This is a genomic window from Buttiauxella sp. AC038 (genome assembly GCF_979253565.1).
On the sequence record NZ_CEEDCQ010000001.1, the window covers coordinates 3,943,965 to 3,958,303 of the forward strand.

14 protein-coding genes are annotated in these 14,339 nt (G+C 51.2%); 12 read left to right on the forward strand and 2 right to left on the reverse strand.

Annotated features, from left to right (window positions below; all coding sequences use genetic code 11):
* The first annotated feature begins 61 nt into the window (after positions 1-61).
* From cyoA to AC0IXI_RS18735, 6 genes are all read left to right on the forward strand, one after another.
* Entirely contained in the window at positions 62-1,009 is a 948-nt protein-coding gene (gene cyoA, locus AC0IXI_RS18710; protein ID WP_064516627.1) for a cytochrome o ubiquinol oxidase subunit II, read from the forward strand.
* Between the two features lie 19 nt (positions 1,010-1,028).
* A complete protein-coding gene (gene cyoB / locus AC0IXI_RS18715; protein WP_064516625.1) occupies positions 1,029-3,020 on the forward strand; it encodes a cytochrome o ubiquinol oxidase subunit I in 1,992 nt (663 codons plus the stop codon).
* A complete protein-coding gene (locus AC0IXI_RS18720; RefSeq protein WP_064516623.1) occupies positions 3,010-3,624 on the forward strand; it encodes a cytochrome o ubiquinol oxidase subunit III in 615 nt (204 codons plus the stop codon). Before cyoB ends, AC0IXI_RS18720 begins: the two co-directional genes overlap by 11 nt.
* Entirely contained in the window at positions 3,624-3,953 is a 330-nt protein-coding gene (locus AC0IXI_RS18725; RefSeq protein ID WP_034457975.1) for a cytochrome o ubiquinol oxidase subunit IV, read from the forward strand. Before AC0IXI_RS18720 ends, AC0IXI_RS18725 begins: the two co-directional genes overlap by 1 nt.
* 11 nt (positions 3,954-3,964) lie before the next feature.
* Positions 3,965-4,852, forward strand: a complete 888-nt coding sequence (cyoE, locus tag AC0IXI_RS18730) for a heme o synthase (protein WP_064516621.1) — start codon at positions 3,965-3,967, stop codon at positions 4,850-4,852.
* A gap of 147 nt (positions 4,853-4,999) precedes the next feature.
* Complete coding sequence (locus tag AC0IXI_RS18735) at positions 5,000-6,364, forward strand: MFS transporter (RefSeq protein WP_422568002.1); 1,365 nt, start codon at positions 5,000-5,002, stop codon at positions 6,362-6,364.
* Positions 6,365-6,378: 14 nt separating this feature from the next.
* On the opposite strand, the gene AC0IXI_RS18740 is transcribed toward AC0IXI_RS18735, so the two are convergent.
* Positions 6,379-6,870 (reverse strand): YajQ family cyclic di-GMP-binding protein, encoded by a 492-nt coding sequence (locus tag AC0IXI_RS18740; RefSeq protein WP_064516617.1) that lies wholly within the window; start codon positions 6,868-6,870, stop codon positions 6,379-6,381.
* Positions 6,871-6,997: 127 nt separating this feature from the next.
* Between AC0IXI_RS18740 and panE the strand changes: the two genes are divergently transcribed.
* Positions 6,998-7,912: a 2-dehydropantoate 2-reductase gene (gene panE / locus AC0IXI_RS18745; RefSeq protein WP_471682928.1), complete on the forward strand. Its 915-nt coding sequence runs from the start codon at positions 6,998-7,000 to the stop codon at positions 7,910-7,912.
* Entirely contained in the window at positions 7,872-8,468 is a 597-nt protein-coding gene (yajL, locus tag AC0IXI_RS18750) for a protein deglycase YajL (protein ID WP_064516613.1), read from the forward strand. The genes panE and yajL overlap by 41 nt, the downstream gene beginning before the upstream one ends.
* Before the next feature lie 85 nt (positions 8,469-8,553).
* On the opposite strand, the gene thiI is transcribed toward yajL, so the two are convergent.
* Positions 8,554-10,002: a tRNA uracil 4-sulfurtransferase ThiI gene (thiI, locus tag AC0IXI_RS18755; RefSeq protein ID WP_064516610.1), complete on the reverse strand. Its 1,449-nt coding sequence runs from the start codon at positions 10,000-10,002 to the stop codon at positions 8,554-8,556.
* A 199-nt stretch (positions 10,003-10,201) separates the two neighbouring features.
* On the opposite strand from thiI, the gene xseB reads away from it, so the two are divergent.
* From xseB to AC0IXI_RS18775, 4 genes are all read left to right on the forward strand, one after another.
* Entirely contained in the window at positions 10,202-10,450 is a 249-nt protein-coding gene (gene xseB, locus AC0IXI_RS18760) for an exodeoxyribonuclease VII small subunit (protein ID WP_471683252.1), read from the forward strand.
* Positions 10,451-11,350 (forward strand): (2E,6E)-farnesyl diphosphate synthase, encoded by a 900-nt coding sequence (gene ispA, locus AC0IXI_RS18765; protein ID WP_471682929.1) that lies wholly within the window; start codon positions 10,451-10,453, stop codon positions 11,348-11,350.
* Between the two features lie 71 nt (positions 11,351-11,421).
* On the forward strand, positions 11,422-13,284 hold the full coding sequence (gene dxs, locus AC0IXI_RS18770) for a 1-deoxy-D-xylulose-5-phosphate synthase (RefSeq protein ID WP_413498126.1): 1,863 nt from the start codon (positions 11,422-11,424) through the stop codon (positions 13,282-13,284).
* Between the two features lie 55 nt (positions 13,285-13,339).
* A complete protein-coding gene (locus AC0IXI_RS18775; RefSeq protein WP_413498093.1) occupies positions 13,340-14,314 on the forward strand; it encodes an aldo/keto reductase in 975 nt (324 codons plus the stop codon).
* Positions 14,315-14,339 lie beyond the last annotated feature (25 nt).

The following is a 14,339-nucleotide window of genomic DNA, read 5'->3' on the forward strand; positions in this document are numbered from 1 at the left end:
CCCGTAAAATGCCTTCACACTTTAAACGACAATTAGAGCTCCCCGGAATTGAGGTCGTTAAATGAGACTCAGGAAATACAATAAAAGTTTGGGATGGATGGCATTAATTACAGGCACTTTTTTACTGAGTGGCTGTGATTCTGCACTTCTGGACCCCAAAGGACAAATTGGACTGGAACAACGTTCATTGATACTGACAGCTATCGGGCTGATGTTGATAGTAGTAATACCCGCTATCGCAATGGCTATCGGTTTTGCCTGGAAGTATCGTGCTTCAAACACAAACGCCAAATACAGCCCCAACTGGTCGCACTCGAACAAAGTTGAAGCTGTGGTCTGGACGATTCCTATCCTTATCGTCATCTTCCTCGCGGTACTAACCTGGAAAACCACACACGCTCTTGAGCCAAGCAAACCGCTTGTTCATGATGCGAAGCCGGTGACCATCGAAGTTATCGCCATGGACTGGAAATGGTTCTTCATCTATCCAGAGCAAGGTATTGCTACGGTGAATGAAATCGCCTTCCCAGCCAACACCCCGGTGGAATTCAAAATCACGTCTAACTCAGTGATGAACTCCTTCTTTATTCCGCGCCTGGGCAGCCAAATCTACGCAATGGCAGGTATGCAGACCAAATTGCACCTGATTGCTGATGAAGCAGGCACCTACGACGGTATTTCGTCTAACTACAGCGGTAAAGGTTTCTCTGGGATGAAGTTCAAGGCAATCGCCACCCCAGATATGGACACCTTTAACCAATGGGTTGCTAAAGCTAAACAATCTCCAGAAGTCATGAACGATATGGCGACTTACGAGAAACTGGCACAGCCTAGCGAATACAACAAAGTCGAATACTTCTCCGCTGTTAAGCCAGATTTGTTTAAAGACGTTATTAACAAATTCATGGGACACGGGAAGAGCATGGACATGACCCAACCGGAAGGCGAGCACGCAGCGCATGAAGGAATGGAAGGCATGGACATGAGTCACGCGGAAACCTCTCACTAAGGGGCCGAGGAATAATACGATGTTCGGAAAACTTACACTGGATGCAGTCCCATACCATGAACCCATTATCATGGTTACGGTGGCAGCAATTCTCGTCGGGGGACTGGCGCTAGTTGCAGCTATCACTTACTTCGGTAAGTGGGAATATTTATGGAAAGAGTGGTTCACTTCGGTTGACCACAAACGCCTCGGCATAATGTACGTGATTGTCGCAATCGTCATGCTTCTGCGTGGCTTTGCAGACGCCATCATGATGCGTAGCCAGCAAGTTCTGGCCTCCGCCGGAGAAGCAGGCTTCCTGCCACCTCATCACTACGACCAGATCTTTACCGCCCACGGCGTAATTATGATCTTCTTCGTGGCGATGCCATTTGTTATCGGCCTGATGAACGTTGTCGTGCCGTTGCAGATTGGTGCGCGTGACGTAGCCTTCCCATTCCTGAACAACCTGAGCTTCTGGTTCACCGTTGTGGGTGTGGTGCTGGTTAACCTGTCTCTTGGGGTTGGTGAATTCGCGCAAACCGGTTGGGTGGCTTATCCGCCGCTATCGGGCATAGAGTACAGTCCGGGGGTCGGAGTCGACTACTGGATATGGGCACTACAGCTCTCAGGTATCGGTACGACATTAACGGGTATTAACTTCTTCGTTACTATCCTGAACATGCGTACACCTGGCATGACTATGTTCAAAATGCCGGTATTTACCTGGGCTTCACTATGCACCAACGTACTGATTATCGCGGCATTCCCAATCTTCACCGTGACCGTCGCACTGTTAACCCTTGACCGCTACCTTGGCACCCATTTCTTTACCAATGATATGGGTGGCAACATGATGATGTATATCAACCTCATCTGGGCATGGGGCCACCCGGAAGTTTATATCCTGGTGCTGCCGGTGTTTGGTGTGTTCTCAGAAGTGGTTGCAACATTCTCGAAAAAACGCCTGTTCGGTTACACCTCTCTGGTGTGGGCGACCATCGCGATTACGGTACTGTCGTTCATCGTTTGGCTGCACCACTTCTTTACCATGGGAAGCGGCGCGAACGTAAACGCCTTCTTCGGTATCGCCACCATGATTATCGCCATCCCGACTGGGGTGAAGATCTTCAACTGGCTGTTCACCATGTATCAAGGCCGTATCGTGTTCAACTCCGCGATGCTGTGGACCATTGGCTTCGTTGTCACCTTCTCTATCGGTGGCATGACCGGTGTTCTGTTAGCGGTTCCGGGTGCTGACTTCGTACTGCACAACAGCCTGTTCCTGATTGCTCACTTCCATAACGTGATTATTGGTGGTGTAGTGTTCGGTTGCTTCGCAGGCCTGACTTACTGGTGGCCAAAAGCCTTCGGCTTCACGCTGAACGAAACCTGGGGCAAGCGCGCATTCTGGTTCTGGATCATCGGCTTCTTCGTGGCATTTATGCCGCTGTACGTGCTGGGCTTCATGGGTATGACCCGTCGCCTGAGCCAGCAGATTGATCCGCAGTTCCACACTCTGCTGGTTGTTGCAGCTTGTGGTGCAGGGCTGATTGCTCTGGGCATCCTGTGCCAGCTGATTCAGTTCTACGTCTCAATCCGTGACCGTGAGCAGAATCGTGACCTGACAGGTGACCCATGGGGTGGCCGTACGCTGGAGTGGTCAACTTCCTCTCCTCCTCCGTTCTACAACTTTGCCCACCTGCCACACGTTCATGAACGTGATGCATTCTGGGAAATGAAAGAGAAAGGTGAAGCGTACAAACAGCCAACGCATTATGAAGAAATTCATATGCCACGTAACAGCGCAGCAGGCATCGTTATTGCCGCGTTCGCTACCGTGTTTGGTTTCGCGATGATCTGGCACATCTGGTGGCTGGCGATTGTTGGCTTTGCCGGCATCATCATCACCTGGATTGCGAAAAGCTTCGACGAAGATGTGGATTACTACGTTCCGGTTGCGGAAGTCGAAAAACTGGAAAACCAGCACTTCGATGAAATTACCAAAGCAGGGCTGAAAAATGTCAACTGAAACTCTCACTCACGCTAACGCCCACGCCGCAGAGCATGGGCATCACGATGCAGGAACCAATAAAGTCTTTGGTTTCTGGATCTACCTGATGAGCGACTGCATTCTGTTCTGTTGCTTGTTTGCTACCTATGCCGTTCTGGTGAACGGCACCGCCGGCGGCCCGGCAGGGAAAGACATTTTCGAACTGCCATTTGTGCTGGTTGAAACTGCTCTGCTGTTGTTCAGCTCCATCACCTACGGCATGGCGATCATCTCCATGAACAAAGGCAACAAGAGCCAGGTTATCTCCTGGCTTGCGCTGACCTTCCTGTTTGGTGCGGGCTTCGTCGCGATGGAAATCTATGAATTCCATCACCTGATCAAAGAAGGTTTCGGTCCGGATCGTAGCGGCTTCCTGTCAGGCTTCTTTGCCCTGGTTGGTACGCACGGTCTGCACGTAACTTCTGGTTTGGTCTGGATGGCGTTGATGATGTTCCACGTTTACCGTCGCGGCTTGACCAGTGCTAACCGTACTCGCCTGATGTGCCTGAGCTTGTTCTGGCACTTCCTGGATGTGGTATGGATCTGCGTATTCTCGGTTGTTTATCTGATGGGGGCGATGTAATGAGTCATTCAAATGAACACGCTGGCGCCCACCACGGTAGCGTTAAAACCTATATGACTGGTTTTATCCTGTCGATCATCCTGACGGCAATCCCGTTCTGGATGGTTATGACAGGTACAGCGTCTCACGCCGTAATTCTTGGCGTGGTGCTGGTAAGTGCTGTGGTACAGATTTTGGTTCACCTGGTGTGCTTCCTGCACATGAACACCTCTTCTGAGGAGCGTTGGAACTTGGTGGCCTTTGCCTTTACTGCGCTGATAATAGCCATTCTGGTGGTCGGCTCTATCTGGATTATGTGGAACCTCAACCAGAACATGATGGTTCACTAAGAGCAGCCTATATGATGAAGCGGTACCTACAAGTAACTAAACCAGGAATTATTTTCGGCAATTTAATTTCTGTCATTGGCGGATTTTTACTGGCCTCAAAGGGCAGTATTGATTATTCCCTGTTTATATCCACCCTTGTTGGGGTGTCGTTGGTCGTGGCGTCGGGTTGTGTCTATAACAACTTCATTGACCGCGACATCGACCGCAAGATGGAGAGAACCAAGAACAGGGTTCTGGTCAAAGGCCTGATTGCGCCGAAAACCTCGCTGGTATACGCCACCTTGTTGGGTATTGCTGGCTTCATGCTGCTGTGGTTTGGTGCTAACCCGCTGGCCATGTGGTTAGGTGTGATGGGCTTTGTGGTTTATGTCGGCGTTTATAGCCTGTACATGAAGCGCCACTCCGTCTACGGCACGTTAATTGGCAGCCTGTCAGGTGCTGCACCGCCGGTTATTGGTTACTGCGCTGTAACCAATGAATTTGATGCCGGTGCTTTAATCCTGCTGGCTATCTTTAGCCTGTGGCAGATGCCGCACTCGTACGCGATTGCTATCTTCCGCTTTAAAGATTACCAGGCCGCCAACATTCCGGTGTTGCCGGTGGTTAAAGGGATTTCAGTCGCGAAAAACCACATCACGGTTTATATCATCGCTTTTGCTGTCGCAACGTTGATGCTGTCGCTGGGTGGTTATGCCGGATGGAAATATCTGGTTGTAGCTGCCGCCGTCAGTGTCTGGTGGTTGGGCATGGCATTACGTGGTTATAAAGTGGAAGACGATAAAGTCTGGGCGCGCAAATTGTTCGTCTTTTCAATCGTTGCTATCACCTCATTAAGCGTGATGATGTCGGTCGATTTCATGGTGCCAGATTCACAAAATCTTATGACTTACGTCTGGTAAGTTATGAACCTCATAAAAGGGCGCAATTGCGCCCTTTTTTATTAATGCCATCAAGCATTCCACATTGTAATATTTATTAAACAACCAGCCATTTACCCTCCCCTGCCCACGCACTACACTAAGGCCTGCTTTTTATCTGAGGTGGTAATGAACGATTACAAAATGACGCCCGTCGAGTTACGTGCGACGTGGGGTTTAGGCACGGTATTTTCACTGCGCATGCTCGGCATGTTTATGGTGCTACCGGTTCTTACTACTTACGGAATGGCGCTACAGGGTGCCAGTGAAGCGCTAATTGGTATTGCCATCGGCATCTATGGCCTTGCTCAAGCTGTCTTCCAGATTCCTTTTGGTCTGCTTTCCGACCGCATTGGCCGCAAACCGCTAATTATCGGCGGCTTGCTGATTTTCGTGCTTGGTAGCGTAATAGCAGCGCTGTCTGACTCTATCTGGGGCGTTATTCTTGGCCGTGCATTGCAAGGCTCAGGTGCAATTGCTGCGGCTGTAATGGCACTGCTTTCGGATTTAACCCGCGAACAGAATCGTACCAAAGCTATGGCTTTTATCGGCGTGAGCTTCGGCGTCACCTTTGCCATCGCCATGGTACTTGGCCCAATCATCACTCATAGCCTCGGCTTAAACGCACTGTTCTGGATGATTGCCGTATTGGCAAGTTGCGGCATTTTAATCACCCTCTGGGTGGTACCAAACACCAAAAATCATGTGTTGAACCGTGAGTCCGGCATGGTGAAAGGCTGCTTTAGCAAAGTGCTGGCCGAACCAAAACTACTGAAACTGAACTTCGGCATCATGTGCCTGCACATCATGCTGATGTCGACGTTTGTCGCACTCCCAGGTCAACTCGAACAGGCTGGATTCCCGGCGTCTGAGCACTGGAAAGTTTACCTTTGCACTATGCTGATAGCTTTTGCTTCGGTGGTGCCATTTATCATTTATGCGGAAGTAAAACGCCGTATGAAACGCGTGTTTGTCGGCTGTGTTGCATTACTACTTATCGCTGAAATTGTCCTGTGGGGTTCCGGCCCGCACTTCTGGGAACTGGTGTTGGGTGTCCAATTGTTCTTCCTCGCCTTTAACCTAATGGAAGCTATTTTACCGTCGCTTATCAGCAAGGAATCTCCGGCAGGTTACAAAGGCACGGCGATGGGGATTTATTCCACCAGCCAGTTTTTAGGCGTAGCCATTGGCGGTTCACTGGGCGGATGGATTGACGGATTATTTGATTCACAGACGGTATTCTTGATGGGCGCATTGCTGGCAATGGTGTGGCTACTGGTAAGTAGCACTATGACTGAGCCGCCGTATGTGGCAAGCCTGCGAATTGAACTACCGGAAGATGTAACCGCAGACGAATCACTAAAACAGCGTTTGCTGGCTCAACATGGTGTGAGTGACGTGAATATTATCGCGCAGGAACGCAGCGCCTACGTGAAGATAGACAGTAAGCTAACGAATCGATTTGAGATTGAACAGTTGGTGAAAGGGGCGTAAAGCCCCTTTAAAAATCAGTCGCGGAAGTTTTTAAACTGGAACGGTTGCCCCAAATCACCACCACGAACCAGCGCCATTGCGGCCTGTAAATCGTCGCGAGATTTGCCCGTAACACGCAGCTCTTCGCCCTGAATCTGCACCTGAACTTTTGTTTTGCTGTCTTTAATCAGCTTCACAATTTTCTTGGCGATAGTCGATTCAATGCCCTGCTTGAGCTTCGCTTCAACGCTCCAGGTTTTACCGCTGTGCACGAACTCTTCCGGCACATCAATTGAAGCCCCTTCGATACCGCGCTTAAGCAGCTTGGCACGAAGAATATCCAACAGTTGGTTGACCTGGAAGTCAGACTCGCTGGCAACTTTGATGGACTGATTTTTCTCATTCAGTTCAAATGTTGCCGGCACATTACGGAAGTCAAAACGAGTAGCAACCTCACGTTCCGCGTTTTCAATCGCGTTACGCACTTCCTGGATATCAATTTCAGACACAATGTCAAAAGATGGCATGCTTTCTTCTCCCTCTCTTTTTGTTGCGTTGCATAATACCTGCTGGGCCGCGCAAAACAACCCGTTAAAGCACGAGAGAGCCCTGTATAATATAGATTAAGCAAAACATCTGCTGCCAGGAGGCAAAATGAAAATCACCGTGCTAGGTTGCGGTGCGCTCGGCCAACTCTGGCTGGCATCGCTTTTTAAGCAAGGACATGAAGTCCAGGGATGGTTGCGCGTGCCGCAACCTTTTTGCCATGTCAATCTGGTTGAAACCGATGGTAGCGTGTTCAACCAAACGCTTATCGCCAACGATCCTGATTTTCTCGCCAACAGTGATTTGTTGCTGGTGACACTTAAAGCATGGCAGGTTTCTGGCGCTGTAAAAGTCCTGGTGGGAAGACTACCGGCAAACAGCCCAATTCTGCTGCTCCACAACGGTATGGGGACGCTCGAAGAGTTACGCAGCATACATCAACCCATTTTACTGGGCGTCACCACACACGCCGCACGCCGCGACGGTAACGTGATTATTCACGTCGCCAATGGCATAACGCATATTGGGCCAGGAAACGCGGCGGGCCACAATTTCAGCTATCTCGCCGATACCCTGCACAATGTGTTGCCCGAAATAGCCTGGCACGACAACATCCTGCCTGCCAGTTGGAAGAAGCTGGCGGTAAATTGCGTGATTAACCCTCTCACCGCACTCTACAATTGCCCGAATGGTGATTTACGCCAGCATCAAAATGAAGTCAGCGATATTTGCCACGAAGTCGCTATGGTAATGGAACGCGAAGGCCACCATACGACGCCTGAAGACTTGATTTATTATGTCGGCGAAGTTATCGAAAGCACGGCGGAAAACATCTCGTCGATGCTTCAGGATGTGCGGGTCGAACGCCACACCGAGATTGATTACATTACTGGTTATTTACTGCAACGCGCGCGCGCCCATGGCCTTTCAGTGCCGGTGAACAGCCGCTTGTATGAGCAAATAAAGCATAAGGAGAATGAATATGAGCGCTCGAGCACTGGTTTGTCTGGCTCCTGGGACTGAAGAGACCGAAGCCGTCACCACTATCGATCTTCTGGTCCGTGGCGGTATTAGCGTTACCACAGCAAGCGTTGCCAGCGATGGGGATCTGACGATTACCTGCTCGCGTGGGGTAAAACTACTGGCTGACGCGCCGCTGGTTGAAGTGGCGGACGGTGAGTTCGATATCATCGTGTTGCCGGGCGGCTTAAAAGGTGCGGAATGTTTCCGCGACAGCCCACTACTGGTTGAAACCGTGCGCCAGTTCCATCTTTCAGGCCGCATTGTGGCCGCGATTTGTGCCGCAGCGGGTACGGTATTGGTTCCGCATGAGCTTTTCCCGATTGCAAATATGACTGGCTTTCCAGGGCTGAAAGAGACGATTCCCGAAGCTCAGTGGCAGGATAAGCGTATTGTGTGGGATCCGCGCGTCAACCTGTTAACGAGCCAGGGGCCAGGTACAGCCATTGATTTTGCGCTGAAGATTATCGACTTGCTGGTGAGCCGTGAAAAAGCCCATGAGGTGTCACAGCAATTGGTATTGGCGGCGGGAATTTATAGCTACAGGGATTATCAGTAAACGTGCTGTCGGATGTCGCTTTGGCTAATCCGACCTACGTGAAGCAGTTATTGAGCGGGTATGCAGAACGCAACCCGCCAACTGATTAAGCGCGATAAACCTTCACATTCTCAAAACCTTGCTCACGCAGATACAGCGCCTGCAAACGACTCATCACACCGCGGTCGCACCACAGCAAATAGTTTTTGCTCTGATCCAAATCGCCAAATGCAGTGCTCAGCTTGTAGAACGGCATTGATGCCACTTCCACACCTTCTGGTTTGAATGGCTTATCGTCCTGCTCGTCGATAGAACGGATATCCAGCAGCACGTCATTCGGGCCAAATGCATCAACGGTTTCAACTTCCGTAACGACTTCTTTGCTCTGATTGGCGATTTCACGGATATCGATGTTGCTGGCTTCTTCAATAACGCGATCGAGGATGGAGAAGTCAAAGTTGGCTTCTTCAGCTTCAATCTTCGCTTTCACCGCTTTAACGGTTGGGCTCTTCGAGATAACACCGCAGTATTCCGGCATGGTACGCGCAAAGTCGGCTGTACCAATTTCACGAGCCAGATCGATGATGTGCTCTTTATCGTGAGAGATAAGCGGGCGCAGAATCAACGTATCAGAAACATTATCGATTAAACGCAAGTTGGTCAGCGTCTGGCTGGAAACCTGGCCCAGCGCCTCGCCGGTTACCAGTGCCTGCACGCCGTAGCGTTCAGCAACACGGGACGCAGCACGCACAAACATACGCTTAAGCACCACGCCCATCTGGCCGTCTTCGACTTTCTCGAGGATTTCGCCAACAACAGGTTCAAAGTTGATCGCCACAAAGCGCACACGGTGGGAGCTGCCAAAACGGTTCCACAAATAGTGAGCAACCTGTTTAACGCCGATTTCGTGCGCAGCACCACCGAGGTTAAAGAAGCAATAGTGCACGCGGCAACCGCGACGCATCAGCATGTAGCTGGAAACACCGGAGTCGAAACCGCCGGAGATCAAAGACAGCACATCTTCTTGCGTGCCAATCGGGAAACCGCCGATGCCTTCATAGCGGCCTTTAACCAGCAGCAGGCGATCGTTTTCGATTTCCAGATTAACGGTAACTTCTGGTTTAGTCAGTTTTACGCGCGCAGATTCAATGTGCTGGTTCAGGCCACCACCGACATAACGCTCAACTTCAATCGAGCTAAACTCATGTTTACCACGACGTTTTACACGCACGCAGAAGGTTTTGCCTTCCAGTTGATCGCGATAAAGCTCCAGCGCCTGTTCGAAGATATTGTGCAAGTCGGTAAACGGCACATCTTCAACTTCCAGAATGTGGTGGATACCGGGAATGCGGGTCAACGCTTCACGAATGGCGATGCGCTGATTTTCATCTTTAGCGCGAACTTCAATGTTGTCCCAGTGGCGAACAACCGCCAGATCTTCATCGTAGTGTTTTAAAACGTTGCGAATGTTCCCGGTGAGCATCTTAATAAAGCGTATGCGCACAGATTGACTCTTGATGGTGATTTCCGGGAACAATTTAATGATAAACTTCATGGCGGCTTAGATTCGTTGATGAGCCAGGCATAATATGAATCATGCGGGCTGGAAGACTTAAAGAACTGCAACGGCGAGTTGCCGCTGCATCCGAGGCGCGCAAGTATATCACTAACCTCTGCTAACCAACATGCTCATGGTTACTTGCTTGTCAGTTTCCGCTACCATTGCAGAGTCGCAAAAATTATTAGAGTCAGACATTCACTATGCCGAAAAAACCGAAGTCCCAGCCAGTTTTGAAACTGCGCTTGTGGAGCTTGAGCAGATTGTTACTCGTCTGGAGAGCGGAGATTTAGCGCTCGAAGAGGCGTTAAATGAATTTGAACGTGGGGTGCAGCTTGCACGCCAGGGTCAGGTGAAACTGCAGCAAGCAGAACAACGTGTGCAAATCCTGCTAAACGATAGCGAAGACGCCCCACTCAAGCCTTTTACCCCGGATAACGAGTAAATGGATTTTAACCATCAGTTGCAGGCCCACGCCGAGCGGGCCAACGATGCGCTGCTGCGTTTCCTGGCACCGCTACCGTTTCAGAACACTCCTCTGGTTGAGGCAATGCACTATGGCGCACTATTTGGTGGCAAGAGACTCCGCCCTTTCCTGGTCTACGCGACCGGGGAAATGTTCGGCATAGTGCAAGAAACGCTGGATGCACCTGCTGCGGCAATCGAATGTATCCATGCTTATTCATTGATTCACGATGATTTACCCGCCATGGATGACGACGATTTGCGTCGTGGGCAACCGACTTGTCACATCAAATTCGGTGAAGCCAGTGCCATTTTGGCAGGAGATGCCCTACAAACGTTGGCGTTTTCTATACTAAGTGATGCACCAATGGCGGGCGTGGCGATTGCAGACCGGCTGGCGATGGTAAAAGAACTCGCAACTGCCAGTGGCGTGGCTGGAATGTGTGGCGGCCAGGCGCTTGATCTGGAAGCAGAAGGTAAGCATGTTGACCTGCAAAGCCTTGAGCGCATTCATCGCCATAAAACAGGGGCGTTAATTCGTGCCGCTGTTCGTCTGGGTGCATTAAGCGCAGGTGATGCAGGCCGTAACGCCCTGCCGTTGCTTGACCGTTATGCTGAAAGCATTGGGCTAGCATTCCAGGTTCAGGACGATATCCTCGACGTTATTGGTGATACCGCGACATTGGGTAAACGCCAGGGCGCCGACCAGCATCTGGGTAAAAGTACCTATCCGGCCTTGTTGGGGCTTGAAAATGCCAAAGCTAAAGCTTGGGATCTCTACCAGGATTCTCTCAGGGCGCTGGAAGGCCTGGCTCGCCAGTCGTTAGACACTACCGCACTGGAAGCGTTAGCGAGCTATATAATCCAACGTGATAAATAATTATTAACTACCCTTTGGCATTCAGGCGCAGGCTTGAAGGATGAAGGGTAAACACCACGATGAGTTTCTTAATGAGTTTTGATATTGCCAAATACCCGACCCTCGCACTGGTGGAATCAGCCCCTGAGCTACGCCTGTTGCCAAAAGAGAGCTTACCGAAACTTTGTGACGAGCTGCGTCGTTACCTGCTCGATAGCGTAAGCCGTTCCAGCGGGCACTTTGCCTCTGGCCTTGGCACGGTAGAACTGACCGTGGCGCTTCACTATGTGTATAACACCCCGTTTGACCAGTTAATCTGGGATGTCGGTCATCAGGCTTATCCGCATAAAATCATTACTGGCCGTCGTGACAAAATTGGCACTATCCGCCAGAAAGGTGGCTTGCATCCCTTCCCATGGCGCGCCGAGAGCGAATATGACGTATTGAGCGTGGGCCACTCGTCCACCTCAATCAGTGCGGGAATTGGTATCGCAGTAGCCGCTGGCAAAGAAGGCAAAGAGCGTCGTACCGTTTGCGTCATTGGCGATGGCGCAATCACCGCAGGTATGGCATTTGAAGCGATGAACCATGCGGGTGACATTCGCCCAAATATGCTGGTTATTCTTAACGACAACGAAATGTCGATTTCTGAGAATGTCGGTGCGCTAAACAACCACCTCGCGCAACTGCTTTCGGGCAAACTCTACTCTTCGCTGCGTGAAGGCGGGAAAAAAGTGTTCTCCGGCGTACCGCCGATTAAAGAGCTGCTCAAACGTACCGAAGAGCACCTGAAAGGTATGGTGGTTCCGGGAACGTTGTTTGAAGAGCTGGGCTTTAACTATATTGGCCCGGTTGACGGGCATGATGTTGTTGGCCTGGTGAATACGCTGAAGAACATGCGTGACCTGAACGGGCCGCAGTTCCTGCACATCATGACCAAAAAAGGTCGTGGCTACGCGCCTGCTGAAAAAGACCCGATTAGCTTCCACGCAGTGCCTAAATTTGACCCGCAAAGCGGCACGCTGCCGAAAGCGGCGGGCGGCCTGCCGAGCTATTCGAAAATCTTCGGTAACTGGTTATGCGAAACCGCAGCCAAAGACGACAAACTGATGGCTGTCACGCCTGCAATGCGCGAAGGCTCCGGTATGGTGGAGTTTTCACGCCAGTATCCGTCGCAATATTTTGATGTCGCGATTGCCGAACAGCACGCAGTTACATTTGCTGCTGGCCTCGCCATTGGCGGTTACAAACCGGTTGTCGCCATTTACTCGACCTTCCTGCAACGCGCATACGATCAGGTGATTCACGACGTCGCCATCCAGAAGTTGCCGGTGTTGTTTGCCATCGACCGTGCGGGCATTGTTGGCGCTGATGGCCAAACCCATCAGGGCGCGTTCGACATCTCCTTCCTGCGCTGCATTCCGGAAATGGTCATCATGACACCGAGTGATGAAAACGAATGCCGCCAGATGCTGCACACCGGTTATCACTACAACGCAGGCCCATCGGCGGTGCGTTATCCGCGTGGTAATGGTACTGGCGCTGAATTACAGCCGCTGGAGTCGCTGCCAATCGGTAAAGGTGTGAAGAAACGCGCTGGTGAGAAAGTCGCGCTGCTGAACTTCGGCACGCTGTTGCCGGAAGCGGAAGCCGTTGCCCAATCACTGAACGCAACGCTGGTCGATATGCGTTTTGTGAAGCCGCTTGATGAAGCGCTGATTCTGGAACTGGCTGCCAGCCACGAATCACTGGTGACAATAGAAGAGAATGCGGTCATGGGTGGTGCTGGGAGTGGCGTCAACGAAGTGCTGATGGCCAACCGTAAAGTGGTTCCGGTGCTGAATATTGGCCTGCCGGATTACTTTATTCCGCAAGGCACTCAGGAAGAAGCGCGTGCCGCCATTGGGCTTGATGCTCAAGGCATGGAAACGAAGATCCGCGACTGGCTTAAATAATCCCCTGCTCCACTCCTGCTATGCTTAAAGGAACCTGAATAGTTGGAGTGGAAGTATGCAATACAACACGTTAGGAAAAACAGACCTCAAAGTTTCCCGCCTTTGCCTGGGCTGCATGACCTTTGGTGAGCCAGACCGTGGTAAACACGCCTGGACGCTTCCCGAAGAGAGCAGCCGCCTCATCATCAAACACGCCATCGATAACGGCATTAATTTCTTTGATACCGCCAATAGCTATTCCGACGGTAGCAGCGAAGAGATTGTCGGGCGTGCTCTTAAAGACTTCATGCGCCGCGAAGATGCCGTACTGGCTACCAAGGTTTACCATCAGGTCGGCGATTTGGCTGAAGGCTTGTCACGAGCACAGATTTTGCGTTCGATTGATGACAGCTTGCGCCGCCTTGGGACCGATTATGTCGATCTGCTGCAAATCCACCGCTGGGACTACAACACGCCTATTGAAGAGACGCTTGAAGCGCTAAACGATGTGGTGAAAGCGGGTAAAGCACGTTATATCGGCGCGTCGTCCATGCACAGCTCCCAGTTTGCGCAAGCGCTGGCATTGCAGGATCAACATGGCTGGGCGCGTTTCGTCACCATGCAGGATCACTACAATCTGATCTATCGTGAAGAAGAGCTCGATATGCTGCCGCTGTGCTACGAACAGGGGATCGCCGTGATCCCATGGAGCCCGCTTGCACGCGGCAAGTTGACTCGCCCATGGGGTGATACCACCGCGCGCTCGGTGTCTGATGAGTTTGGTAAAACGCTGTACGAAGGGAGCCGGGATAACGATGCGCTGATTGCTGAACGTCTGGCGAATGTCGCGGATGATAAAGGTGTGTCACGTGCGCAAGTCGCGCTGGCATGGCTGCTGAGTAAGCCGGGGATTGCCGCGCCGATTATTGGTACCTCGCGTGAGCACCAACTGGATGATTTACTGGGTGCGGTGGATTTAACGCTGAAACCTGAAGAGATTGCCGAGCTGGAAACGGTATACGAACCGCATGAAAAGGTAGGATTCAAGTAACTGTTCAATGCCCTAACACTCTCCA